This is a genomic window from Phycisphaerae bacterium (assembly GCA_018003015.1).
GTDB lineage: Bacteria > Planctomycetota > Phycisphaerae > UBA1845 > PWPN01 > JAGNEZ01.
In genome coordinates this window covers 1-26,614 of record JAGNEZ010000045.1, presented here as the reverse complement: position 1 = coordinate 26,614, position 26,614 = coordinate 1, and the positions used below count along the sequence as shown (strand labels likewise).

17 protein-coding genes and 1 pseudogene are annotated in these 26,614 nt (G+C 61.9%); 5 read left to right on the top strand and 13 right to left on the bottom strand.

Translation table 11 applies throughout. The features are described 5' to 3' along the window. Window positions 1–156 precede the first annotated feature (156 nt). From KA354_17545 to KA354_17520, 6 genes are all read right to left on the bottom strand, one after another. On the bottom strand, window positions 157–1,545 hold the full coding sequence (locus tag KA354_17545) for a hypothetical protein (protein ID MBP7936446.1): 1,389 nt from the start codon (window positions 1,543–1,545) through the stop codon (window positions 157–159). Then, window positions 1,542–2,102, bottom strand: coding sequence for a sigma-70 family RNA polymerase sigma factor (locus KA354_17540; GenBank protein MBP7936445.1), 561 nt, complete (start codon window positions 2,100–2,102; stop codon window positions 1,542–1,544). The genes KA354_17545 and KA354_17540 overlap by 4 nt, the downstream gene beginning before the upstream one ends. A gap of 824 nt (window positions 2,103–2,926) precedes the next feature. Then, window positions 2,927–3,751, bottom strand: coding sequence for a PEP-CTERM sorting domain-containing protein (locus KA354_17535; protein ID MBP7936444.1), 825 nt, complete (start codon window positions 3,749–3,751; stop codon window positions 2,927–2,929). A 479-nt stretch (window positions 3,752–4,230) separates the two neighbouring features. After that, window positions 4,231–5,511 (bottom strand): TIGR04150 pseudo-rSAM protein, encoded by a 1,281-nt coding sequence (locus KA354_17530; GenBank protein ID MBP7936443.1) that lies wholly within the window; start codon window positions 5,509–5,511, stop codon window positions 4,231–4,233. 35 nt (window positions 5,512–5,546) lie between these two features. Beyond that, window positions 5,547–7,067 (bottom strand): radical SAM peptide maturase, encoded by a 1,521-nt coding sequence (locus KA354_17525; protein ID MBP7936442.1) that lies wholly within the window; start codon window positions 7,065–7,067, stop codon window positions 5,547–5,549. Window positions 7,068–7,225: 158 nt separating this feature from the next. Then, window positions 7,226–7,450, bottom strand: coding sequence for a hypothetical protein (locus KA354_17520; GenBank protein ID MBP7936441.1), 225 nt, complete (start codon window positions 7,448–7,450; stop codon window positions 7,226–7,228). A gap of 355 nt (window positions 7,451–7,805) precedes the next feature. Here KA354_17520 and KA354_17515 point away from each other — a divergent pair, with 355 nt between their 5' ends. Both KA354_17515 and KA354_17510 read left to right on the top strand, forming a co-directional pair. Next, a complete protein-coding gene (locus tag KA354_17515) occupies window positions 7,806–10,034 on the top strand; it encodes a peptidase domain-containing ABC transporter (protein MBP7936440.1) in 2,229 nt (742 codons plus the stop codon). Window positions 10,035–10,075: 41 nt separating this feature from the next. Beyond that, the gene (locus KA354_17510; protein MBP7936439.1) at window positions 10,076–11,209 is read left to right on the top strand and encodes an HlyD family efflux transporter periplasmic adaptor subunit; all 1,134 of its coding nucleotides are present in this window, start codon (window positions 10,076–10,078) and stop codon (window positions 11,207–11,209) included. 100 nt (window positions 11,210–11,309) lie between these two features. Here the strand turns inward: KA354_17510 and KA354_17505 are convergent, their stop codons facing one another. Together KA354_17505 and KA354_17500 are read right to left on the bottom strand one after the other, a co-directional pair. Then, complete coding sequence (locus KA354_17505; GenBank protein ID MBP7936438.1) at window positions 11,310–13,994, bottom strand: alkaline phosphatase; 2,685 nt, start codon at window positions 13,992–13,994, stop codon at window positions 11,310–11,312. A gap of 266 nt (window positions 13,995–14,260) precedes the next feature. Beyond that, window positions 14,261–14,473 carry a DUF5131 family protein gene (locus KA354_17500; protein MBP7936437.1) on the bottom strand — a complete coding sequence of 71 codons (213 nt, stop codon included), beginning with the start codon at window positions 14,471–14,473 and terminating at the stop codon, window positions 14,261–14,263. Between the two features lie 223 nt (window positions 14,474–14,696). Between KA354_17500 and KA354_17495 the strand changes: the two genes are divergently transcribed. Next, the gene (locus tag KA354_17495) at window positions 14,697–14,888 is read left to right on the top strand and encodes a hypothetical protein (protein MBP7936436.1); all 192 of its coding nucleotides are present in this window, start codon (window positions 14,697–14,699) and stop codon (window positions 14,886–14,888) included. Window positions 14,889–15,140: 252 nt separating this feature from the next. On the opposite strand, the gene KA354_17490 is transcribed toward KA354_17495, so the two are convergent. From KA354_17490 to KA354_17475, 4 genes are all read right to left on the bottom strand, one after another. Then, window positions 15,141–15,398 carry a hypothetical protein gene (locus KA354_17490; protein MBP7936435.1) on the bottom strand — a complete coding sequence of 86 codons (258 nt, stop codon included), beginning with the start codon at window positions 15,396–15,398 and terminating at the stop codon, window positions 15,141–15,143. Between the two features lie 215 nt (window positions 15,399–15,613). Then, complete coding sequence (locus tag KA354_17485) at window positions 15,614–16,822, bottom strand: serpin family protein (protein MBP7936434.1); 1,209 nt, start codon at window positions 16,820–16,822, stop codon at window positions 15,614–15,616. A gap of 119 nt (window positions 16,823–16,941) precedes the next feature. Then, window positions 16,942–20,331: a protein kinase gene (locus KA354_17480; protein ID MBP7936433.1), complete on the bottom strand. Its 3,390-nt coding sequence runs from the start codon at window positions 20,329–20,331 to the stop codon at window positions 16,942–16,944. A 94-nt stretch (window positions 20,332–20,425) separates the two neighbouring features. After that, a complete protein-coding gene (locus KA354_17475) occupies window positions 20,426–21,175 on the bottom strand; it encodes a sigma-70 family RNA polymerase sigma factor (protein MBP7936432.1) in 750 nt (249 codons plus the stop codon). 915 nt (window positions 21,176–22,090) lie between these two features. On the opposite strand from KA354_17475, the gene KA354_17470 reads away from it, so the two are divergent. After that, a protein-coding gene (locus KA354_17470) for an IS5 family transposase (GenBank protein ID MBP7936431.1) occupies window positions 22,091–22,928 on the top strand; the annotation gives its coding sequence in 2 pieces (ribosomal slippage) (window positions 22,091–22,450 and window positions 22,452–22,928; 837 coding nt in all). 549 nt (window positions 22,929–23,477) lie between these two features. After that, the gene (locus KA354_17465; GenBank protein ID MBP7936430.1) at window positions 23,478–24,365 is read left to right on the top strand and encodes a hypothetical protein; all 888 of its coding nucleotides are present in this window, start codon (window positions 23,478–23,480) and stop codon (window positions 24,363–24,365) included. 586 nt (window positions 24,366–24,951) lie between these two features. Here the strand turns inward: KA354_17465 and KA354_17460 are convergent. Continuing rightward, window positions 24,952–26,462, bottom strand: a pseudogene (locus tag KA354_17460) (ISNCY family transposase). Window positions 26,463–26,614: the final 152 nt, after the last annotated feature.

Here is a 26,614-nt window from a genome sequence, read left to right as displayed (position 1 = left end):
GATATCGGCCATGTGACGATCCATCGCAACGGATGCAACCGCATCACGCACCATGGTGGGAAGCATCACGCTGGAAAAGGGTAGTACGCCCACCACAAAACGTACCAGCACGCCGTCACGTCACTCGAATAGCGTCGGGCCTCCCGACATCTCAGGCTATCGCGTCAGTGCCTCGAACTTCTCCTGCTTGGTGATCAGCTCGCAATGGGCGTCCCCGAAGCCCACCCAGATGCCCCCCTGCGGCCACTCGTCGAACGCCTGGTACAGCACGACCGCCTTTGTCGGAGCAACACCCGCTGGAGGCTGTCGATACCGGAGCACCGGCGGTCCGTCCGGCTGATCGGGAGCAGCCAGGATGCTCTTGAGCGTTTCAGGCGTGATGCCTTCCGACTGAAGGTCTGACAGTTCCTTGGGGTATTGATTATTGTGGCTGTTCGCGTAGCTGCAGCACGCCACAAGCAGATGCCTCATCTTGGCGATGATCTTCGCCTTATCATCCGACACCCGCTTGCGTGGTCCGTCGCCGATCAACGTGTAGCCAGCCGGTGGCTCCATGCTGAGCAGGGCGTCGTCCACCTCGGCATCGATCTGAATGGACGTGTACATCCGTAGCCACTCAGGCCTGTCCACGGCGATCTGAACCGGCAGGCCGGTCTGCGGGTGAACCCAGACCTTCGTCACGCGATCGCCCTGCCGCGATTGAAGCAGCCGAACGGATTGCCCGGCCAATTCGACGTTTCCGAGGTCGACGACGGCCTCGGCACGCAAGGCAAGCATGCGGTCGCGAATGCTGGTGTCGAGTTCCGTCAGCTTCAACTCTCCCGATTCGGTCTTGACCTCGTACTCCGAGCTGATGTCATCGAGTTCCGCAAGCTTATTCGCCGGGATGAAACGGAGACGCCGACGCTGGCCGTAGTCGGTGATCGTCACGTCGCCGACCGAGGCCACGCCCGAGAGCCACTCGCTCCGCTCGCGGTACGGCTCCTTGAAGATAATCGATCTTTCATAGACCTGACCATTTCGGCGAGATTGCAGGACTTCCTTGCACGAGAACGTCCTCGCCTTCTGCGCGCCTGCAATCGCGGCCGCGAAGGCTTCTTGGGCGTTGCCTCCCCCCGCGACGACCCAGAGCGTCACGATCAGGGTCAAGCACGCGGCGAGGCCGGTAAGTGCTCTCACCGGTCTCTCGGCCAGCCAACGAATCGTCTTTCTCTGAGACATGGCGACGAACCTCCTTCGCACGTGCCGCTGACCCGGGAGTTGTGCAATCGGATGGTCCCCACGCTGGGCACCATCAGCCAAGTCGGTCGGCACATCCGGAACGAGCCGAACGGCGGCTTGTCTGCGGGCCTGCGTGTTCGTCGTCAAATCGGGAGTCGCCTGAGTCTCAGCGACAGGCTGGGCGGCGGCCGCACCCCGCAGCAAGGTCGAAAGCACTCTCGCCTTGCTGGATTCGGGCATGGACAGCCTCGGCTCCCCTGAGGACATGAGCTTGCCGATGTTCCCTTCGAGATGTTCGTCACCGGGTGTGATCGGAGTATTCATTTCGCACCTCCTTCCAATGAAGGCTCGGCCGCCATCGCGTCGGAAAACGCAACGAACGCGGTCTTGAAGGCGAGCCTTGCACGGTGAAGCAGGCTCTTGATCGCCCCTTCACTCAGGCCGTGCGATGCCGCGATTTCCTTCAACGGTCGTTGCTCCAAGTAGTGCTGCGTCAGGACCTGCTGGTAGTTCCCCGGTATGCTCGCAAGGGTAAGCTGCACCAGCTCCTTCGTCTCCTGCTGGTGCAGGATATCTTCGGGCAGGGGGGCTGTGGCCAATTGCCGATACGCCGCGAGCAGCCTCCGATCCGTTTCTTCCCAGAAGTCCGCAAGTGCATCGCCCCCCTTGCGCTGACGGAGGGCATTGCGGATCGAGTTGCGACAGCGGTACGTCAGCCACGGCAGCATCATCCCTCGCCGTGGGTCGTATTCCTCGATCTGGCTCAAGGCGGCGACAAAGGTGTCCTGTACGACCTCCTCCGCCAGATCCGAGTCTCTTCCCACCCGGTAAAGGGCGAAGGTGTAGACGGCGTCCGCGTATTCATGAAACCATCGTTCCACCGCCTGGGGCTCCCTGGCCCGCAAGGCTTCCATGGATCCGGATTGGCTCGGGTCTGGTGCCATCTCGTCAGTTAATGTACACGAAACGTGTGGAGGTTACGCGCATTCCGGGAGGAAACGCGGCCCGCTCACGGCACACATGGTTGGGCTCCCCGCGAAACCCGCTGCGCGCACGATGCGCCCAGAGGTGAAAGACGCACCCTCACGAAGCTGAAAAGGAGTGCATTTGACGAATCAAAGCCATCGGTGCCGAGCTCTCGGTATTCCCTCCCGCGTCTCGGTTAGGTTCCGCATGCAGTGTTTGCGGCGCTCCGTGACCGTGGCACAGATCCAGGAACGGGCAGTAGAGGACTGGCGTCGGGGCCTTCGGCGGCCACGATCTTCTCAGAAGTCGGCAACGCGGCCGTCTCAGTTGGTACAACCTGCTCCCGCCGGCTGGTTGGCTCCGCTGACGCATGGCCGGAGAATATCGAGGTTGGATCGGCCGGCCTCGACATCCTGGCCGGGGTCGGCCGCGTCAGCGTCAGCCACCCCCCGACCGTGGCCGCGTCGAACAGAGCCCAGCATCTGCGAGCGGCTGGACGATGTGTTGTCCGGCGTTAAACCCTTGATTGGCCGGGCCATCGCCATCATGCCAATTGTCGAACGGCTGTGTTTGGATCAGCCTGATGAACAAGCGGTTACGAAACGCCCGGGCTGCCTGTTGATCATCCGCATCGTTCCCTGGCGGGCTCGCCAGCCACCCAAAGCGATCGCTACCGCCCCACGGATAAGAACGGCTGGCAGGCCAGACAGAAGGAAAACAGGACGTTCTTGAGCGGGTTCTATTTTTTACGATGGGCCAGAGCCAAGCCGCCCAAGCCGAGTAGGGCCAAGGTCGCCGGTTCGGGGACCGCGGAGCCGAAGTCGGTGGCGACGACGAGATTGTCCCACTGGGTCTTGCCGCCGGAGGCCAGACGAACGGCGGTGTTCCAATTCGTGCCGGTGTAGCCGCGGACGATATCGGCGGAATTATTGCCGGCGCCGTTGTCAAAGTCGCTCTGATCGGGATTGACCCACATGCGGACCTGATCGCCGTCAAAGTCAATGACCGACAGAAGGCGATATGACCGGTTGAACTCGACGGGAATCGTGCTGATCTCAGTGCCGACGCCGGACTCATCAATGCCGAAATGGCCGGTTTGCCAGGGCATGCCCATGAACAGCCGTTCGGTCGGGAAGTCATAGCCGCTCATGCCGGCCCAGCCGCCGTCGGTGAGGAAGGTCACGGTCACGCCGTAATAGATGGACCCCGTGCCGCGGAACGCCCCAACCCGTTCGTCGGTTTCGGGATTCTCATGCCACATCTCGGATGGCCCGTTGTATTGACGCATGGCGCCGCCATTGTCGGTGATGAGAGAGCCGTTCTGGATGTAGGTGCTGCCCCAGCTGCAATCCCAGTCGGACACCGTGCCGGTGTGGATCTTGTTGATGTTATCCCAATCCCAGCCCTGTCCGCCGGTTAAGCCGGTGGCGTCGGCCACATCGTACTGATTGACGAACGCGCCGTCGGCATAATCGAAATTGTCCGAGCCAATCACTTCGGCGTGGACGGAGCCGGCGGCCAGCATCGCCGCAATTGCGACTATCAATGTCGTTGTTTTGTTCATTTCCCTGATCTCCTCATTCTGAATACACTACCTCTCCCGTAACCGTTCAGACCCCAGTGGACAGATATACCTAGACTCTACCTCCCCCCCTGCAAAGACTCAAGAGAAAAATGGCTTGGTCGCTGCCTTTCTGTCGGCTGTCACCATCGTCCGATAAAGATCCCAGGTGCCGAACATGGTTTTCTTCTCCTCGGCGCCAAAGAAGTGGGGATGACTCGATGCCGGATCGGACGCGTGCGACCACGCGATCAATGTCGGTTCTCGTAAGTGACGCTTCTGGAGGCATTTAAAGCGGGCACTGGGATTCAGACCCACGGCATCTGACTGGGGCAGCTGACATCCTACCACTGAATGACGCCCGCGAGACTGGATTCAGCGATCGTGATCGGCTGCGTGCCCTCAACCGTCGGCCTGGACGGTCAGCGAGCGGGCGGTCAATGCGTTGTGACGTTCGGATGGTCCCTTTGTCAAGGGGCGCCTCATTCTCCGACCTCCCGAGGCGGGGCCAAACACAGATTGTTACGCCCTATAGCATGTTCATAGTTTGAAATCGGTGGGCACATGCACTGGAAGACGCAATTCCGGCACGGCTTGACGCATGATCGCGTGCGGAACCAGCTTTCTCCCCGGCGAACCTCGTGGCACAGCATCTTGTGTACCGAGGTGGATGCGAGATCGCCGAGCTTCGGGGTGTTCGGGTTGGCGAACACCTCGCCCGTGCTGAGCACGACCAGACGCCCGAAATCCAGTCGGTTCGTGCGGCTGCTCGCGTACAAATCCTGGGGGCTCGGCCTGGCGGCTACCACGTCGTCCTTGGTGAAGAAAACGTTTTCTTCAAAGAAGGCGAGATTCTGGCCGTTGAAGTGCGGACGAACCGCAAAATCGACGAGCCCCAGCGCGTCGATCAGTCCCTCAGCCTCGGCCAGATCGTCGTCGGTCTCGACGACTAGGTGCACGACATATGGTAATCCCGCCGCGCGGAGCATGCGTAGGGCCTCAGCCAGCCGGGCCCGGTCGACCGGCATCGGCACCAAGAGCTCCATCGTCCATCGCCGGGCATCGAGTATCTCCAAAGTCGCCGCCGTTTCGGGCAGATTGAGATAGTGCGTGTGCAGGGTGGCATAGAATCGAGATGCTGCCACGAGTTTGATGAGCTCCTCGAAGCGCGAATAGGAAAACACATCCCCGCCGATCATGTTGACCTGCATCGTGCCGCTACTCGCCAACTCCGCGAGAAGATGGCGGATCGTCGCGAGATCAAGCTCCTCGTTGCCCCCCTCGATTCGCGTGCAGCAGCGGAACTGCTTGTAGGCGCTCGTGCACAACGCACAATCCAGATCACACACACGATTCACATGAATCGTCACCTCCTTCACGTACCCCATGACCGCTTCGCCGAGCATGATGTCCGCGTCTTGGGTGTCCTTTCTCGGATCTCGTTGGACACGGGCTCTGGGTGTCATCTGGATCGGCTTGCCCGTCGAGTGTTTCTTGTCGATCAAACCGCCCATGTGGAGGGCCCGAACTCGGTCGACAAAGTCGGCCACCGCCGGTTGAGTGACCGATACATCTGCATAGTCGACGACTCGCAGATTGTCCGGTCCGTCGAGGCTGGCGACCAGCTCGGTGATGGCCGTTTCGTTGGTGTACTCCAGCGTGTGGCCGGTCAAGGGATCGTAAAGCAGCCCCGACGCCCCCTGGGCACACGTGTGAACGTGCGGGTGAAGATAGAACCACTGGCTGCGACCGCTTTCAGGCATCGGAAACCTCCTCGCTCACCTTGCTGAATCGCACATCAGATGACGACCGTGTCCATGGCCTCGGAGTAGAATTCCGGGCGGTCCTCAACATCACTCACCACTTCGCTCAAGTGCTGGGCATATCGGTCGTAATCCATGAAACGGCGGCACTTCGGACCGTCCGGACCCATCTGTTTGAACAGACATTGTCCGCATGTGTTGGCCTTGTAGCACCGGGCGCACAGCTTGGTCATTTCATCGTAGAGCTTGTTGTAATGATCCGCGATCGAACGACAGTCGAGATCCAGATGACCTTCCGTCACCCGGCCAAACGCAAACGCATGTGGTATCCTTTCGCAGGGGAGAATCTTGCCGCTCGCGGTGACATAGAGCTTCCTGGAGAACGGAATGCAGGTTCCGGTAGGCAAGATCTTCGACTCGTTCTCGGGCCATACGAGATCCTGGTAGTTGGGGACGCTGAATTCCAGCTGCGCGTTGACAAAGTGCAGGAGCCGATTCGTGCTCGGCAGGTTGGTGTGAAGATCCTGCTCGATTTCACTCCGGTTCTCGCTCTCGGCGAAGCTCCGGGCCACGTCCAGGTGCATTTTGTAGAATTCGTTCCTCTTGCTTTGTTGAAGATTGGAGGTGTCCAGAGCGCTAAGCGCCGGGAACTGCCCAAAACGCTCCTTGTAAAACTGATGAACCTCAGCGACCGAGTTGCGGTCATGCATCACCGCGTTGAAGCAAACGTTCTCCTCGAAGTATGTTGGATGCTCGGCCCGCAGGGTTTCGAGGTTCCGCATCACGTCGTCAAATGACGATCGGCCGTCGTGGTATACGCGGTAGGAGTCGTTTGTGCGATTGCCATCCAGGCTGACCAGGATCGAGAAGTTGTTCGAAACGAGGAAATCCATGTTGCGTATGAGCAAGGTGCCGTTTGTTGTCATTGAGAACACCAGACGATCTCTCAGGAACTCGCTCGCGCGTGCGTGACGCACGACTTCCTTGATGAAGGCGGCGTTGACCAGTGGTTCTCCGCCGAAGAAGCTGAGGCGAATCCGGCGGTCCGGGTTCGTGTTTTGAGGGGATTTCCATCGTGTCTCGAGGGCATGCAAGAGTCTCTTGGCGGTTTCGGGGTCGAGCTGCTTGTTTTTTCGCCCGTCGAAGCCCGCATAGAACTGCCCGTAGGAGCAGTATTTGCAGTTCAGGTTGCAGGCTTCGGTGGTTTCGAAACAGATGTGGTGCGTATTGGCCAGGGAATGAGCTACGTCCTCTTCGGTGAGCCTTCGACTCAGCCGAGCCCGGTCGTCGATGGGGGCGAACATGTCGTTCCTCTTCAGGAGCAGCCACTCTTCGGCATAGTAGAGAATCTCGGAATCATCGAAGTCGGCCGGGGATACGCCGATCTCGAAGGGGAGTTCCCGAGAGGCTTTGGACCACTCGGAAACGTCGATCCCGCGTCGGTCGAGCTCCGCCATGAGGTAGAGCAATGGATGACACAGCAGCAACCTCTTGGTTCGTCGGTCGTAGACGTAGCGGTTTCCCGATTTCGTTTGAAAGGTAACAAGCGATTGCATCGCGCCGGCTCCTCATGAGCGGAACGGGTTCGTCAAGGCCAATCAAGCGCCCGAGGGGGAGCCCCTCCATCCCTTTGAAGGATGCGGAAGCAGGGCTCCTTCGATGGTGGGGCATACCCCCTCTGAGCGCTCAGAACTAGCGGTCGTACTCCTGTTCTTTACACCCAGTGCACATCGTAATTGTGCTCGCCGTCCTTCGACGTCTGACAATAGCACGTATACGAAGTTGAATTCCCACCGGTTTGGATGGGGCCGCCCGGCAGGGGGTCCTCGGGCGGAAACGGAAACGTGGGTGCGCAGCTACCCAGCACACCGGCCCGCGAACCCAAGACTCCCTTGAGTTCGGCCTTGGACAGAAGGACGAGATTCATCTTCTTCTTCATGATTTGTTCCTTTCCTGATGGTTCGTCGTTACAGCTTTTCGGGACGGCCCACTGCCGTCTCGACAACTCGGATTCTCGAATCGAGAACCAGGGGCCCTGAAACTCGGTTCATATCTGGCAGACCGACAAACGCAGGATGTGTTCACGTGCGCGGCACGGATTATTTGGGAAGTCGATCGCGCCGGAATTGAGTCATTGGGCAACAATGCGGTTGCAGAGTGAACCTTGGTCCGTGGTCAACTTGGCGGGCGCAGACCGTGAGCGGAGCCAGTCATTTTCGGTGTACTGGGATAGGAGCGGCCCGCCCACAGGGCAAGGGCTTGCGGCAACGGGTCAACTCAACCAGGGAGCCGCCGTGATCGCTACAAATCCCACAACCGTCCCCACCCCGCCGGAGTCAGCCACTCACGCCGTCCGGTCTCCACGCTGGCGACGCTGGCTGAGGCGTTACCCGAACATCCGTCAGCACGATGCGACCGACTGCGGTGCGGCCTGCCTAGCGATGATCACGGCCTACCACGGCCACCCCGTGGGCGTTGCCCGCCTGCGAGACCTGGCCAACGTGGATGCCGACGGATGCAGCATGTGGTCGCTCGCTCGGGCGGCAGAGACCCTGGGTTTCCATGCCCGCGGGTTCCAACTCGACTTCGAGGCGTTGAGCGGCATCCAGGTCCCCGCCATCGTCCACTGGGAAGGCTTCCACTACATTGTGCTCTACAAGGTGGCACGAGGCCACGTCGTCGTGTCCGACCCGGCCATGGGCCGCCGCCGGATGAGCAAGGCCGAGTTCCTTGCCGGCTGGACGGGCAAGGCCCTGGAGCTCGTTCCCACGCGTAACCTGACGTTGCTGGAAGCACGTACCTGCTCCTGGCGTCGCTTCCTCCCGATCATGCGTCCGTACCGCGCCATGGTCGGGGAGGTGTTCGCTGCTTCCCTGTTGCTCAGCATTCTGGGCCTGGGAATCCCGATGTTCACGCAAATGGTCATCGATCGCGTGCTGGTGAATCGGTCGGTCGACCTGCTGAACATGCTGCTCGGGGGCATGCTTTTGGTGGCGGTCTTCCAGGCCATGATCAAGTCCGTCCGCCAGCTCCTGCTCGTGCACGTGTCCATCCGCGCAGACGCCCGCCTGATCGGCGACTTCTTTCGCCAGATGTTCCGGCTGCCGATGCGTTTCTTCGACCTTCGGCGCGTCGGTGACGTTGTCTCCCGTGTGTCGGAGAACCGGAAGATCCGCGCGGCGATGGCTGGCACCATCCCCGGCGTCGCCCTGGATGCCACCCTCGCGATCGGGTATTTCGCCGTGTTGGCATGGTACAGTCCCAGTCTGACGGTGGTGGTGCTTGCCGTGCTGCCGGTGTTTGCCGGGCTCACGTTCGCCTTCACCCCCGCCCTACGTCGAAACGAGAAGGAACAGTTCGCCCGCCGCACCGACGCGACCACCTACCTCATCGAATCGGTCACCGGCATGAGTACGGTCAAGGCCATGGCCATCGAACCGCAGGTCCGCTGGCGGTTGGAGTCTTTGTACATCGACTCGCTGCTCGCCGCCCGCCGAGGCGCCCACCTCACTACTGGCTACTCTGGTCTAGCCACCCTGGTGCAGACCACCGCCGCGGTCATTTTCTTGTGGTATGGGGCCCACCAGGTCATGAACCACGCCATGACTGCGGGCCAACTGCTGGCATTCGTTGCCATTGCCGGCAGCGTCGTCACCCCGATCGTCAATCTGATCGTGGCCTGGGACGATCTGCAGGAGGTACGCAATGCCGTTGATCGACTGAATGACGTGTTCGAGTCCGCGCCGGAAGAGGAGAATGGCCGGACACTGCTCACGCCGTCGCGGCTAGAGGGGCGCATCTGTCTGGAGAATGTGACCTTCAGCTACAAAGGAGATGAGGATGAGCTGGCCCTGACCGAGATCAATCTTGACGTCGCAGCCGGCGAGACGGTCGCCCTGGTCGGCCGCTCGGGGTCGGGCAAATCAACGCTTGCCCGCTTGATTCTTGGCTTGTACGAGCCCACCCGGGGCAGGATCACGCTAGATGGCAACGACCTGCGGACGATCTCGCGGGCGGCCTTGCGTCGGCGAATGGGCGTCGTCCCGCAGGAGGTGTTTCTTTTCTCCGGCACCATCCGCGAGAACATCGCGGTAGGTGACCCCGAGGTGTCGTTCGAGGAGGTGGTCGAGGCGGCCCGGCAGGCCGGGGCCCATGAGTTCATCAGCGAGATGGGTATGGGCTACGACACAAAGGTCGGCGAGCGCGGCATGTCGCTATCCGGAGGGCAGCGCCAACGGATCGCCCTGGCGCGGGCCCTGCTCCGCAATCCGGACCTACTCATTCTCGACGAGGCCACCTCCGCCCTGGACAACATCTCGGACCGGGCGATCCAACGGAACCTGGAGCAGGCGGCCGCGGGTCGGACCACGCTGGTGATCGCCCATCGGCTTTCCACGGTTCGCTACGCTGACCGGATCGTGGTGATGGACGCCGGTCGGATCGTCGAGGAGGGTACGCACGAGCAGCTCCTGCGTTGCGGCGGCCTGTACACGACGCTTATCGGCCAGCAGCTCAACCAGTGACGTTGACGGCGCAGGATCGAAGCTTGCAGGAGGAAATGACAATGGAACTCGATACGACCATGCCAGTCACGCCACTCCGGGGATCGGACAAGCTGCTTCCCGGCCCGGGCATCCTTATCTCGCGTGGCCTGGTCTACCTCGCCCTGGCCTTGGCCGCCACCGCACTCATGTGGATGTGGCTGGCACAGGCGGATGTGGTCGTGAACGCCCGCGGCCGGCTTATCATCAAGGGGGAGCCGCTGCACATTTCGGCACCCGAGTTCGCCCTCGTCGTCGACGTGCCCGTGCGAATCGGCCAGCACGTGTCCGAAGGCGACGTGCTGCTTCGGCTCGATGCCTTTCAGCACACCTCGGAGGCGGATCGCCTATCGGCCGAGATTGCCACCCTGCGGCTGGAGACGTCGCGTCACCGCGCGAACGCAGATGCGCTCGCGCAGGTGCGGAGGGCTCTGGAGACGGAGCGGGACACAGCCAAGCGGTCGGCCGGACTCGTCACTGAGCAACTCGAGCGTCTCCGAACGCTCGAGCAAGGCTCGGCCGCCACGCACATGGAGGTACAGGCCAAGCAACGCGAGTTGCTCGATGCAGAGAGCCGGCTTGCCCGCCTCGATGCAGACCTCAAGCGGAACCTTGTCGATGCCACAGAGCGGGGCCGGCTGGCGCTGGAGGCTGAGGCCCGCGTTGAAACCCTGACCATCCAGCTCGGCCAGCTCCGGGAATATGCCCGCCGATCGGTGATTCGGGCCCCCGTCGCTGGGACCGTGACCCACCTGGCCGTGCTCCATCCCGGCAGCGCGATCGACACCAGCCGCCCGGCCGTTACCGTCATGCCGGATGATCAGCCCTTGATGGCCTGCATCGCGATCCCCAACGCGTCCATGCGGCGGCTGCATAGCGGCCTGCCGGTGCGTCTGGCATTCGACGCGCTTCCTCGGGAGGATTATGGCTATGTCGAAGGGCGGCTCGTCGAGGTCGAACCGGACGCGGGAGAGGAAGGCCACTACCGGGCGTGGGTCTCCCTCGAACGGCAGGAACAGGCCTCGGCCCCGTTGCTGCGGCAGATCAAGCCGGGCCTGATGATGGAGGCCCGTATCCTTGTCGAGCGCCGCAGCATTCTCGATCTGCTTCTCAAGCCCCTGAAGCGCCTGGGCGAGCCAGCCAGCATCAGTGCCTGATCACCCAAGAGCTCAGTTCGCGAGATGGTGACGAGGCGTGGGGGCTGGTCAGAGCTTGCTCACCCACTGCATGCACATAATGCTTCAGGATCCTGGTATATCAGGGGACACCGACCGAACCTTCGCTTGTTTTGTTCTCGCTCGCCGCATAGACGTGACCGGCCAGGTCGACTTGCGTCACCCTGAAGGTGAACACGTCGCCGCTCTTGGCCACCTTTCCTGGTGAAGTAACGCGGGCGTCACCGTTGATATCTGTAATACCCGACGCACCTTGCTGGATGAGGGCTCCCTTGAAATACCAGTCACCTGAAACAGCAGCTCCCGTTCGAGCCGTTCCTGTCTGATCGGCTATGCGAATCGTCGCTGTGGCCTGCCAGTTCCTGCCGACCTTGGCAATTCCCATCGAAATGGCCTCAACGTGAACTGTGGGCTGCTGCTGACTCGGTGTGGCGGCCACCTCCATGCTCAGTGAGCTTTCCTGGCCCGCCTGATCCGACGCAGTCACTACATAATGATAGGTGATCCCATTCGCGACAGCTTGGTCGAGATAGGTGCTTTCTGCCAAATGACTGCCGTTGAGCCGCTCATACGGGCCGCCTGGCGCAGCGGAACGGTAGACGTTGTATCCGGCCAAGTCGGTCTCCAGGTTGTCAGTCCAGTCGAGGATCACCTCCGCGTTGCCGGCAGTGGCCTGAAGATCGGTCGGCGCGCTCGGCGGCAGGTCGGGAACAGGCCCAACGTCTACTTCGGCGTAGAGGAGATCGATGGTCAGGGTATCTTTCTGGTCGGCCTTCAGACCGGCGGCATCCCTGAACTGCACGCGAATGTTGCCATCCGTCCCCACGTAGGATCCTGGTGTAGCGGGCGTGAACGTCCCGCCTGTGATTTCCGCGGTGATGTCCTGCCAAGCCGTCCCGTTCCAGATCTCCACGATCAGCGGGTCAGTAGGTTCGATTGCGGTCCATGTTGCCACCAGGTGAAGAGCCAACAGGTTCACAGCAGCCGGGTTGGCTTGCGTATGCAGGCGGTACTCTGCCAGGAGGCTGGCCTTGCCCTTTCCGCTCTGCCCTTCGGTGAGGGTCTGGACCTGGCCGTCGGCAACGAAAGTCCCGGAGAAGCCACCAACCAGCGTGCCGATGGCCACCACTGGATTCTGATCTGCGTAAGCGTCGTAGACGATAGGACTCGCCGTGACAACCACTTCATCGGGTGCGGACAAAAGCAGACCATCCGATACGATGAGCTGGAAAACCAGCGTGGTCGCAGCCTCAACCTGTGGTGCCGTGAAGCTCGGTGTGGCGGTGTTGGAGCCCATCAGCTCAACGGCCGGCCCACTCGTTTGAGACCAGGCGTAGCTCAACGCGTCATGTTCCGGATCGGTGCTACCCGAGCCATCCAGTGTCACGGTCAGCCCTTCGTCAATCGACTGGTCAGGCCCGGCATTCGCAGCAGGACCGTCATTGACGGGTTCTACTGCGATGGAGACCGTGGCGACTCCGCTGTCCGCCTGGCCATCATTGGCTCTGAAGGTGAAGCTGTCATCCCCGTTGTAGTTGGCCTGGGGCGTGTAGGTGAGATCAGGGCCGGCCCCGGCCAGGGAGCCGTGCGCCGGCGGCGTCTCCACCGTATATGTCAGTGGGTCACCATCGGCATCTGAGGCCGACAGATGGATCACCGCGGGCGAATCCTCGCTCGTACTGGCAAAGCCGTCATCGGCAACGGGAGCGACGTTGGGCGAGCTGGTTACGATGGCGAAGAAATCGGTGTTGTCGAGAATGCCGGTGACGAGTTCAGCGTTGACGCCCCAGGCGTAGGCCGGAACGTTCGCACCCGTATGCCCCGTGGTGCTCCACGAAACCACTGGCCAATCACCCGCAACCCCGCTGTGACTGATTACCGACAGGCCACCCGTTTCATGATCGGCGGTCACCAGAATCATCGTATCCGTCCTGCCGGCCGCCCAATCCATAACGATCTGCACCGTCCGCGAGAACTCGACGGTCTCATAGACGTTCTGGTTAAGGTTGTTCGAATGTCCCGCGTGGTCGATGTTGCCTCCTTCGACCATCAGAAACATGCCGTCGGGGTCTGTGTCCAGCTTCTGCAGCGCCCACTGGGTCATTTGGGAGAGGTGGCAAACTCCGGAGTAGTCACCCTGATACTCGTAGGGCATCGGACCTGATCCAAACTGGGCCGAGACCGGTCCGACGGAGGTGTTCAGGGCCAGGAGACTTGCGCAGTCCGTGACCGCCACGTACCCGTAGCCTTGGGCCAGGGTGGGTGTCAGGCCGTTACCACCACCGCCGAACAGGATATCCGGCGTGGTCTGTGTCAAGTAGTCCAATGCGATATTCGATGTGTTGTTGCGGGAGGTTTCGTGGGCTCCAAACGCGGCGGGGGTCGCGTCGGTCAGATAGGACGTGGTGATCAGCCCGGTCGAGTAGCCGAGTGATTCGAAATGCTCCAGCATGGTCTGGAGTGGAAGGCCGTTGCCGGGCAGGGCCATGCTGATGACGCCGTTGTTCACCTTAGTCCCCGTGGCTATCGCCGTCCCTGCGGCAGCAGAATCGGTAATCGAGCTGCTCGCGGAATACGTCGTGACCTGGGCCTGATGGGGCAGGGACTCGAACGACAGCGTGCCGGGGGCACCATACTGATACATTCCGGCGGCCTTCACCTGCTCGAAACCCATGCCATCCCCGATCATGAGGATGACTTTTTTGGGCTGGGCTGAGCAGAAGGTCGCGAAGAACAGGGACAACAGAACGGGGTTCATCTTTCGCATGGCGTGTCCTCTCGATGGGTCCAGACTTCAGGTCGTTGCAGTACGGCTTGACAGAGCGGCAAGGGAACGCGAAGCTCGCGCACCTCTTCCCCGCCCGCCGGTACTGCTGACCTCGCTTGAATATGCAGTCTACAGCCAACGAAACTGGGGGTCAACTTTCTCCTGCCAAACGCGGCGATTCCGCGACTTGGTTGCGTGTCCTTGTTATGGCAAGGGTATGCGGCGCTGAGAGGGGGTCATCAGATTCGCAGGGGTGTTTCGGACACCTATGACGCGGGGAACCGGAATGACAGTAACAAGGTCCGCCTTGAGATGTCGTTCACCACGACGACGAGAGCGTCGGCCAACAGCCGGTCGAGTTTCTGGAGACGCTCCGATCGTTTGGTCAGTACCTGGTAAGTATGCCAAGGAGCGCGTTGCATCGCGTTGAAGACTCGCAGTATCGAAGGAACCGATACGTTCTCATGAAAGAGATCCACGGTTCATAGGCTTGCCGCAAGTCGATGTTTTTCCCCCGCCTCGACCATCCAGCGATCCACCGTGGTCGGGGGCACGTGCACATGGAACTCGCGGAGCATCTGCTCCTGGACGGTCTCAACCGGGTACGGTTTAGCCGTTTTACGCTGCCGCACAGAGCGTGAATTGCAGCGTATTCAGTCACTCGCGTAGTCGGCCCCGTAGGGTCGAGTTGATGTTTATTCGGTGGCTCCACAGGACCAGAACGATTTCGACCGGTTTAAGGATTGCGCCTCAGGTCCGGCGATTCCTCTGATCGCCGGCTGTGAAGCCAGGGATTTCGATCATGACGGCGACGTGGACCAGTCCGACTTCGGCCTCCTCCAAAGGTGCTTCAGCGGAGCGGGTGAGCCGGCCGATCCGGACTGCGTGAAGTGATCTGTGGGTTGAGGACTGGCTGAGCGAAGAGTGCGGCGATCGCCCCGTGTCACCAGTGCCCATGAAATAGCGGGACGGCTTGTGATCAACCAGGCGTCATGGAGGAGAGCACCGCACGCGATACGTCGATTTGCGCGCTGGTGCCTGGGGCCAGTGGGTCACAGGATGGGTCGCCACGCGGTGTAAGACCATTTCAAGCATACAGCTCGAACGTTATCGGCCCGCAATCTCGGTTTTTGCCGAAGAGAAGGCCTATGGCACGCTACCGAATACCAATTCCCACCACGACTGCAGGATGTGTGAGCCGGGCGTGGTGGGAACGGGTCCGATCACGTGCCCGGGGTTGCAGAAGGTCCTGCTGTACCGCTTCCCATCCGAGCCGAACCACCGCACCGCCCAGCGAAAGGCCCGCCTTCGCGGCCACTCGCTCCTGGGCAATAGGTTGCCGGACTCGTCGATGGGAACAGGTCCATGATACTTCCGATACACACCAACCTTTTCAGTCGCCATGTTGAACCTCCCGGCCCATATCGGCCAAGGCCACCACGGACGACTGACCCAGGAGAGATTGTACCGGATGATGTGACGTGGCCCAAGGGCGGAGAGATGGTCATTCTCCACGGCCATTGTGTCATCGATCAACGAACTGGAGAGGCCCGGCGGATTCATGACGGAGCAGCCCCTGATGCGCGACGGGGCGAGTTGTCGGCAAACCAGGTCATCGACTACTGTTTCGGATTCATCACCCGGCCGATGAACAGCACGCTGTTCGAGGGAATGTCCCGGATCAGGAAGACGAAGGGGTGGTCGGCCCGGAAAAACGGCGGCGCGCTTGCTTTCATGATCACGCCGGTTGCCGCCGCTGCTTCCGTGCCTTGCTCGTTGACGTCCACGAACGCCTTGTGTACCGCGTGAGAGATGGACAGTCTCTTCCGGCCGTCCATGCCGGAAAAATCCGCCTGTCCTGAGAACGCGTCAGTCATGCCCATCGCCTTGAGCACATCGTTGAGCCGGAATTCGCTCGTGGTCTTGAATCTCGGCAGCGCGACGCTCACTTCCTTCTCGCGAAGCTTCGCCAGCCACTGCTGGAGGTTCTCGGTGCTGAGTGATTTCTCCAGCGCCGGCAGCCCCGCCACTTGGTTGGGGAGCAGGATGATCATCGACAGCCGCCCGCCGACATAAGGCAATTCCAGCACCTGGAGGCCATCGCCCTTCATGTAGTTGAACATGCCCGTCCGGTGCATGATCAGCGCGTCCACCTTGGTGTTGTCCACCAGCGTAAACGGCTGTCGCTGAGTGTGCTTGTTGTTGAAGGGCAAGGACCAGGAGCCTCTGAAGTAAATCGCGTTGGTCAGGACCAGCACCGTGTTGGGCGTGATCATGTCGGGCTTGATCAGGTCCTTGATCTTCTTCCTGGTTTCCTTCTCCACCCAGGTGTTGATCGTCCGCAGCGCGCTGCGGGCGTTGGAGAAGTCAACCTCGCGGAGCCCGGCCCCGTAGTTGCGTTGCGTCAGATCGAGGAAGTCGGGGAGAAAGCCGTATCCCTTCTGGCCCCAGAGGGCATTGGCCACGCTGAGTTCATAGTCGCCCTTCCTGCCGCCGGCGTTGAGCGCTTCGATCAGGTTGTGAGCAGCCGGATGCAGCCGGTCCGGTTCCAGTTTGAGTTCCAGGGTCTTGGCCATCTGCGCCGCGGTCTCGCCGCGGGCGCCGGCGTAGGTCATCTCCAGGGCGGTGGAGATGCTGTAGGGCGAGAAGAAGAGGTTGCCCGTCCCGCTCCTGAGCTGAGCGTAGAGCGAGAAGGCGAAGCGGTTGTTGCCCTCGGCGAGCGCCTGTTGGTCGCTCGGCGCACTCGTCGGAGCAGCGGCACCGGCCGGACATGACGGAAGAGTGGCGAGCACTGGGATGATGAGCCAAAGCCTGCGGTTCTTGGTCACGGTTGGGTCTCCATTCTTAGCCTACTCAGGACAGCACCGAGCCATGCCTCGCGTGCCGCGGTCTTCGTCCGCCTCATACGCACACCCATTGCGTCTCGCCCCGCCCGCGTGCTCCGCGCTTACTTGCTCGCTTGCCCCTGCTCCCGTTCCGCCGCCTCGACTTCATCCAAAGAGGGGGCACGCCAGATGTAGAGGTCACGCTCGACCGACTGGACGGCAATCGTGCTGTCATCGGGAGAGAACGTCACGCCGCGGAAGGTCGTTCCCTCTGCGCGCAGCGTGGCGATCTGGCGGCGCGTGGCCACGTCCCACAGCAGGACGGCCTCTTCGCGACTGCCGCCGCTGGTCGCCAGGCGCGTGCCGTCGTGAGAGAATGCCAGCCAGTAAATGGCCAACCGGTGGCCGGGGAGAGGAGGCGTGAGCGCCTGCCAGGTCTGCGTGTCCCACAGCATGAGCGTTCCGAAGTTGCTCCCCGTGGCCAGGAGGCGGCCGTCGGGTGAGAAGTCGATGGCACAGATCTCGCCCTGTTGAGGCATCTCGCGCCGGACGCGGCGCCCTTTGAGGTCCCAGATGATTATCTTGCCGTCGTAGGTGCCACAGGCAAACAGCTTGCCGTCCGGCGCGAGTGCACTACCCCCGATCAGTTCCATACTCCAGGAGAATAGCGGTTTCCAGGCGGGCACCTCCCACTCAACATACACGCGCGGTTCGGGCAAGTCCGAGGTCGCCGTCAACAGTCTGGTTCCGTCCCGGGAGAAATCGCTGAGGGTTATCCATGGTCCGGTGCGCTCATCCTGGTCGCGTTGTGGCCAGGCGGGCTGAGAGGTCACCACCTGTTGCTTCGTAAGGTCCCACACCCTGAGGTATCCGTCCAGCCCTCCAACAGCCAGGAAGCGCCCGTCCGCAGACACCTCCGGCCACAGGCTGTTCGTTCCCATCGCCGCGAGGTCTTCCCTGGGTGCCATGGTCCGGGCATCCCATAGGCTCACCGAGCCGGACAGGCTCACGACCGCCAGAGACTCGCCGTCGGGCAGGTATGGCAAGAGATATCGGATACCGGACGATCGCCGGACCGTAAAGCCCTGCGTGGGGGCTTGGGGCTCCGTGCTCCACAGCCAGATCGAGCCATCTTTGCATCCAGTGACCAGGCGACGACCATCCGGTGAGAACGCGAGCGTCCAGACCTCGCGGCTGTGGCCCCGCAGAGCTTTCATTGACTTGCCTGCGAGCGCGCTGGATGCCCCGGGGGAAGGCTGCACGCCGGCCGAAGGCTCGACGCCTCGCGTCGTTGGCATACCATGGGGTACCGGGGTCACCGGTTCTTCAACAGCGGTGCTCCAGAGCCCGATCGAATAATCCGCACTGGCTGAAGCGAGCAGGCCACCCTGGGGCGAAAAGGCCAGAGCATGGATGAATCGCTGGTGACCCTCAAGAGAACCGCGGGACTCTCCGCTGGCCGCATCCCAGAGCCGGATTACAGAATCGGAGTATCCCGCACCAGACGCCAGAATGCGGCCATCCGGCGAAAACGCCAGCGCGAATACATCGTCCGCGTGGGCCTGGAAGTCCCGAAGCCTTGCGCCGTCAGGCAAGGATAGTATGTGAATCCTGCCGTGCGCGTCGCCGACGGCCAGTCGGGTGCCGTCGGGCGAGATGGCGGCCGGGTTGCCATGTTCCGCATCGCGTGGAGGCGTTGACCGAGACCGCTGTCTGGGCGTGGTGTCCTTCGCATCAGGCGGTTCGATCTTGATCTGCGAGGCTTTGACGCCCGTCTGCAGATCCCAAACCGTCACGAACTGAGGCCTCGGCTTGCGGGGATCTGGCTCCCTGGACACTTCCAGAGTGACCAGCGTGCTGCCGTTGGGCAAAAAGGCCAAGGCCGTGATGGGCGCCTGCTGCGCGAGTGACGACCTCACCTTCTTCGCGTCCAAATCCCAGAGCCTGACGGCACTGCTGCTCTTGCCATCGTCCCACGTGAAGGCCAGCAGGCTGCTGTCCGGTGAGAAGGCCACCACGGCCTTTCTGCGACTCTCTGGCTGCAGCGGGGGCTGACAGCGACGGGATGTCAGGTCCATGAGCCCGACCCATCCGTCCACGCCTGCGACGGCCAACCACTTGTCGTCGGGTGAGATCGCAACGTGCTTGACCGAATCCGAGTGCATGAGCAGCTCTTCGAGAAAGGCGCGGTCTCTCCGGCACTGCTGCCAGTAATAGCGCCACTCCCAGCCACGAAGATCTTCCTGGCCGGGCAGAGGTCGCTGTCGTTCCAGAAGGAAGAGAGCCTGGCCCAAGTCCCCCTCGGCCAACGCTTGCTGGGCCACGAGCATGTCCGCAGCGTAGCGTTCTGCGCGCGCCGTCCGTCGCTCTGAAACCGCCGTTCGCCATTGCCACGTCACGCCTGCGAACCCGAGGGCAAACAGCAGCCCCAGTGCCGCCGCCATGCCGGCGATCAACGGCTTTCGTCGGCACCAGCGCCAGAACCTGGCCGTCTGGCCCACGGGTCGGGCCAGGATGGTCCGGCCCTCCAGCCAGCGATCCAGGTCCTCGGCCAGCGCCCCGGCCGAGGCGTAACGCTTCTGGGGGTCCTTCTCCAGGCATTTCAAGCAGATCGTCTCCAGATCGCGGTTGATCCGGCGATTGATCGTGCTCGGCCGGCGGGGCTCACTGTCCCGCGCCTGCTGCAGCGTGGCCAGCGGAGTGTCGGCAGCAAAGGGCGGCTGACCGGTCGAGAGCTCGTACAGGATGGCCCCGAGGCTGTAGACATCGGCCGCGACGGAGAGTTGCTTGCCGCCTCCGACAGCCTGCTCCGGAGCCATGTAGCTGGGCGTGCCCAGCAACTGACCTGTGAGCGTCAGACTGCTGTCCTCAGCCACCCGCCGGGCCAGACCGAAATCGGTCACGTACGGATGGCCCTCGGCATCCAGCAGGATGTTGCCGGGCTTGAGGTCCCGGTGCAGGATGCCGTGCTGATGCGCGTAGTGCACCGCACTGGTCACCTGGGCCATGAGCCGGGCAGCCCGTCGGTGATCATCGGCAAACCGGCGAACCTGCCGGGCCAGCGTGCCGCCCTCGATCAGCTTCATCGAGAAATAGTGCCGCCCTTCATGCGTGCCGACCTCGTGGATGGGTACGATGTGCGGGTGATCGAGATTGGCTGCGGCCTCAGCTTCGGCATGAAATCGACGCACATCAGATTCTGAGGCGAATTCACCGGCCAGGATCATCTTGAGGGCCACAGTCCGCCCCAGGCTGATCTGCCGGGCCTTGTACACCACGCCCATGCCGCCGCGGCCGAGCACTTCCAGTAGCTCGTAGTCGCCGAATGGGCGGCTGCCCGGGGTGGAGTGGGGGCTGCCGGCCTCGGGAACGCGCGGTGCCGGCCGCGTCGGTGGAACCAGGTTTGCCGCAAAGCCGGCCATGTCGCGGGCCAGGCACCGGGGGCAGAGGTCCTCAATCCCCGCGTCGCTGAATTCCGCGCCGCATCGGCTGCACTTCGGTGTTCCGTTCATGGCGTTCCGCTCCGACGGTGACACCACTCCCACTTCTTTCTACGGGAAAAACCTCGGGAACCGGCAGGCAGAGACGGCCTTCGGTGCCTTTCTGTCAGCCCAGAGCGGCGAAGAGCCACTGGACCTCCTCCTGCAGCTCCTCCGGCGTGGTAACCGTCTGGGCGGTCTCGCTGAGCAGGATCTCCCGGCATCGGGCCCGCAGGCGTCGGACCGCCGCTTCCACGGCGCCTTCCGTAGAGCCTAGTTGGGCGGCAATCTCCGCGTACGAGATGGCCGGGTCGGTGCCCCACAGGAATCTCCTGAGGGCTTCGAACTGGGCGCCCTTGCCGGCGGTGACGTATTCCCGGCGCAGGCAGTCCACCACCTCAGACAGCAGCGTGACAGCCCAACGTCGCTCGTAGGCCTTCTCAGGCGTCAGATCGTGGGCCAGCTCAATGCGGTAGCGCTCCTCGGCGCGGTCGAGCTCGAACGGCACGAGCGTGCAGCCGCCGCCGCGCTTGGCGGCCGTGGCCCGGTCCCACTCGTCGTGCAAAAAGTGCCGCAGGGAGGCGAGCAGGAACGAGCGGAAGCGGCCGCGCTGCACGTCCGCCAGACCGACGTATTTCTTTTCCAGGAAGCGGACAAAGAAGGCTTGAGTCAGGTCTTCGGCATCGTGCTGGCCGTACCCCTGCCTCCGGACGTAGACGTAAAGCGGATACCAGTACTTGCGGCAAAGCTCGGCCAGCGCCTGTTGGCTGTCGGGAGCCGCGCCGTCCCCGGCGGTCAGGACCAGGCTCCATTGCGTGCTGGGGAATGAACCCGCCCCCGCCGATGATGAGGTGTGATCGAAGTGGCACGAGTCCATGGCTTGGGGTCCGCCGATAGATCGGACGATCCGCCGCCGGCTCAACCCGTATTCTAACCCACCGGCCGCCCCGGAGAAAACAAGCCGCCCCAAATCGGCGGCTGCCCTGTCGGTTTTTCGCGGATTTCCCGTATTGACTCATAGAGGCCCCGTTTGGACCGCGACCCGGGGCTACCAGACCCCGGAGCTCAACAGTTCAGACGGCCTCGACCCCGGCATCTCCAGACCGGCAGCACGGGCCGGTTCGAAGACGCAAGTTGATTGGTGTCATGCCGCCATCCTGGCGGCGCAAGTGCGGACTGTAAGCGAGGAGGCGCTCTGGGCTTGCAGCGTCATCTGCTTCGGGAGGGGGGGCTGGAGAGCGATACAAAACCGTTAATGCGGCGGGAACCCTGTCCCGCGCGGAGGGGCGCGAGATTCCCTGCGGGAAGGGTCCCCGCCGGGTCTGCCCTGCATTCCAGGGCTGCTGAGCCGAAAGTACCTGTGGATGTTGAGCTCACGATTCTGTACATTAGACGCGGTGCGTGGTCGCGCGGGACCTGCCGGCCGGCGCACGGGCAACTCTGATCGCGATCAAGGCTGATCCCTTCTCCGTCCCCTCCCGAAGCGGGCGCTGGTCGTATCCCGCGGTCTGGATCCGTGTGAGCATCTCGGTTCGTGGAGGTCTTGTCATGTCTCTTTTGAGAAACGGCTGGCCGGTGCGGTGGTGCTTACGGCGAGTTCGTCATTCCAGATACGAGGCTCTCTGGAGAGCACGAGGGCCAGTCAAATGAGCGGATCCGGGCAGAGCTCTCCGCGCCGGACGGATTCAAGAGGAGGAACTGCGATGAATAAGACAGTTAGAGCCTATCCCAATAACCCCTGATCTGCCGATAGTATCGCTGGGCCTGGAGGCCCAGGAAGGCGGGTGCATGGATGCACGCGAGGAGGTCGGTTCAGCGGTGGTTGATATCGGATGAGCTGTGGTCGTTTGTGGAGCCGTTGTTGCCGGAGCATAAGAACACGCATCCCTTTGGCGGGGGGCGGCCTCGGCGGAGCGACCGGGATGCGATGAGTGCCATTCTTTTCGTGGCGCGAACCGGCTGCCAGTGGAATGCCCTGAATGCCACTGGCATCTGTTCGAGTTCGACGGCACACCGGCGTTTCCAGGAGTGGCGGGCGGCGGGGGTGTTTGAGACGTTGTGGCGAAGCGGTCTTGAGGTGTACCACGAGCTACAGGGTCTGGACTGGTCGTGGCTGAGCATGGACGGTGCGATGACCAAGGCCCCCTTGGGTGGGGGGAAAAACCGGGCCCAACCCTACGGACCGAGCCAAGTCCGGCACCAAGCGAAGCGTCTTGGTCGAGGCGGCGGGTTTGCCGGTAGGCCTGGCTGTCGCAGCCGCGAATGTGAACGACTTCAAGCTGGCTCGTGAAACCCTTGAGAGCATTCCTGTGAAGAAGCCGCGCCCGAGGCCGAAGAGACGGCAAAACTTGTGTCTCGATAAAGGATATGACTATGAGGAGGTTCGCGGTCTGGCCCGTGAGTACCGGCTCACTCCCCACATTCGGTGTCGTGGCGAGGAAGCGGTTCTGATCCGACGGGGCGGCCGTTTCAGAGCCCGGCGGTGGGTCGTCGAGCGAACGCATAGTTGGGCGAACCGATTTCGGCGCGTCTTGGTGCGCTGGGAGAAAAAAGCCGAGAACTACGTTGCCATGGTCCATCTGTGTTTCGCCTGCATCGCCTTTCACAGATCCGGACTGTTATTGGGATAGGCTCTTAATGCTGATACGCGAGTTGCCCGAGTCAACGGCACGCTGGATCCGTCAGGGCTACGCGTTCAGCGCACGTGGCTTGTCTCGGGGTGGAACCAGATCTGTGTCGCCGTACACAGTACTCAGCCCGCCACTGACATCTTCGGCAGTGACGCCATCGTGTTCGCCTGGGACGGCAGGGCGTATCAACCGATCAGCCCATCCATGATCGTGCCTCTTGCCCAGCCTTTGTGGGTGTGGATACCAACGAGTCGGCTAGCAGCGGTCATTGGGGCATATGATGTGCGATTGGCCGACATCGCGGTTTCCCCGGGGCACACGCTTCAGGCGTGGCCACGACTCGAGCCATTCGTCCCTACGTTGCATTCGCCAGGCGATGCACGTCTTTACGCCTATGATGCCGTCGAGCAGCGATGGCTTCTAGGCGATAGATGCCTACGCCTCATTGGCTGGACGCTGCCGTCACAGCTTAGCCCTGCGAGTGCATTCTGGCTGTCTGTCCCTTCGGAAGGAACCCTGAGTATATCCTCAACAGATGCAGTGCAGGTCGTGTACTTTCACGGCGATCATCTCGGCTCGCTCAATGTAGCGACTGAGGCAACCGGCAGCCTGGTCCATGAAAGCGAGTACTATCCATTCGGCTTGCAGCGTCAAACATGCCAAGGCGCAGTCGCAGCCCTGGCAACTGACTATGGATTCGCAGGCAAGGAACATGATACTGAAAGCTCTCTCGCCTGCTTTGAAGCTCGCTTTGCCAATCTCTCACGAGCCAGGTTTGCATCGGTCGATCCTCTGAGTCAGGGTTTAGTGAGTGCCGAGTATCAGCCCCAGTGGTTGCATCCCTATAGCTACGCCGCTAATAACCCCGTTACTCTCATTGATCGCACGGGCCGTGAACCGGAGAAACCAAGGCCATGGAGTGGGGAACTAACAAAGGCGGGCGAGGGAGCAGCGCAGGGGTTCGCCAGTGCTATCTATGAGAAGCAAGTAGCAACACCGGTACTGGAATCGGTCTTTGGTAAGATCACAAAGTTCGTGAGCGGGATTGGCACAGCGACGAACTGGATGTTCTCGACAGCTAACAAGCTAGTTAATGCCGCCAAACCGGACCGTGACAAGCGTTTGGATATCATATTGAATGTGGAGGATCGTTTTGAGGAACTGGGAGTGATCGAGAGTTCCCCTGGCCGCAGTGACCCCATCTTTGCTCTGCAGGTCAAGAAGTATGAGGGAACCGTATACTCACAAGCCGCCAAAGACCTCGTGACAGACACCATCATGGGCGTAGCGACAGGGAAGACGGTGGAAGCGGTTACGCCTAGGCTTCCAGAGGAGGTCCAGGGTGCGGCGACAGGCGCGATTTCACACCTAACGATCTGGGAGAAGGCCAAGGATTGGGTGGGAAATGCATTGCTGGGGAATAGGCCGGTGTACTGAGAAGTATGTTGGCCAGCATCCGAGCCCGGCCAATCCGGCAACAGTCGGGGGCATTGCGGGCACACTGGAGCATTACCCCCAAGTGAGGCCGGCTGAGCCGCCGCAGTCACCGGGGCCCGAAAGAACGATAGGTAATATCGCAACTGGGGAACGGCGATGTAGAATGGCTGAACACCGCCTGACGGCTGACTGTCGGACAAGTACCTGGGTGAGTTCGCTTCGGGCTAGAATAGGTTGTATCGATACAGGAGCCTTCGGGGCTCGTGCCAATCTCCGTTTTCAACTGGCTGCGAGAGCAGTGCCAGCCTGAACTTGGCCGTTGAAGCAGTTGTGCGGGTGGAGTTGCCGAGGCCCCATCGAGTTAGTCACCAAGTTGCACGTCATGAAGTTGGAGCCTTACCGGCTGACGGACCGGCATGGCCATGATGTTCAGCCTGACCGGCTGGCAGTCGTGAGGGAGGTCCTACGACTCGGAGCGGCGAACCCGCGACTCCCCAGACGTCGTAGCGGAGCGTCGTGGGTTCGAAACACGTGAGTGGTACTCTACCACATTAACGTGGTAATACTGCGTTTTCGTGCAAAAAAACTACGGCGGCAAAGTCCGCTTGAGCAGCAAGACTTCGAGCTGGGCGAGGTATGCGGCGGGGTTACGGCGGAAGCGATAGCGAAGCGACCGGGCGGAGCGCCGTTGCTCAAGGCTGGCGCGCAAGGCACGCCATGCCCGGATGTTCGCCGGCGCCAACTGGCGGCCTTCCCAGCAGCGCCTGCGTGTGCCCAAGCCGGCCGTGATGCGGACGGAACCCCGCAGCACCAGACTGGGCGACGCAGTCTTGCGACCGGTGCAGCGACGCTCGTGGTAACGGGTCGAGCCGAAGAGTTGCTCCAACCCATTGTTGGTACGCGGCAAATCGGGAAGATCGTAGCAATGGAACAGGCCCGGCCAATAACTCCGGGTGACCTTCAGGAAGTGCCGGAGGGCCGCGGGGAGCTTTCCGGCCCGCTTGGTCGCACCCGCCACGTTCCGCAAGAAGGCCCGATACCGCCGACGGACCACCGAGCCGCGCTGCTCTCGAGGGTTGTCCAGAATCGCCGCGGCCCGATGCACAAAGCCGAAGGCGGTCTGGATGGCCGGCCACATCGGGGCGGTCTGGACCAAGCCGCCGTCCACGATGTCTTTGAGCTTCTTCAGTTCCGGGCAGAGCCCCTTTTTCCTCGGACCCGGTTCAGGCTGACCGAAATAGCCGAGAGCCGATCCCGCAACTTCAGTCCGCTGGCCTGCAAGGGCGGACGGCCATCGTCGGTGATAGCCGAACGAACGGCGGAGCAGTAACCCCGAATCGCGTCGGCCTCGGTGTCCTGGCGGGTCGCCACACGCCGCTCGATCGGCCGAATCCCGCGAACCCGTTTCTTGAGTTCCTTCTTGGCGTGACGATCCGCTTCGTAGATGGGCCGCGCTGCTTCCCGGAGGTAGTGGAAGTGACAGAGTTGATGAGCCACCTGGGGCAGAGCCTTGGCCACCGCGTTTCGGATGGAGTGCTGGCCGTCGGAGACCGCCCCGACGATGGGCACGGACAAGGCCCTTCTCACCTCCGTGATCAGGCCGGCCAAGTCGTCTTCCGTGCTGGAGAGCAAGCTTCGGGCCAGCAAGACCTCGCCCGACAGGCAATCCCGCAAGACCCACAACACCTCGTGTCCCACGTCGGGCTGCAACCCGTCCAGGGCCAGGATCAGCCGTCCTTGCTTTTGGAGAACTTTCTGCAATCGCCGGCTGTCCGCCAGGCGCAGGGACACCAACTCGTCGTAACGGTCCAGCAGGTTGGTCACGCTCCGTTCGCAAATGGGGACGCCCCGGCCGGTCAGTTCCTGATGCATCTCCGGGACGCAGCGATGTTGTTGATATCGAAGCGCCCCGACCAGGGCAATCACGTCCAGACCGAACTCATGCTGCGGCAGGACGATGCGACCTTCCTCTTCAGGGCGGTAGGGCAGATGGTAGCGGGAACACGAGGGATTCTGGCACCGACGAATGTGCAACCGGAACCGTTCCAGACCGGCCAGCGTCGTGACCGTGCGGCAGTTCGTATAGGCTGACCACATGGTCTTGTGGCAGCGGGGACAACGAGTCGCACAGGTGTGAAGCGCCTTCTCTACCGGTGCCTTCGGGCGGGATTGAGTCCTGGCCATCCGTGGCCCTCCTCGCTTGAAGCTCCACCCATCCCTATCGGCCAATTCTCCAGAAAGCCTCAAGC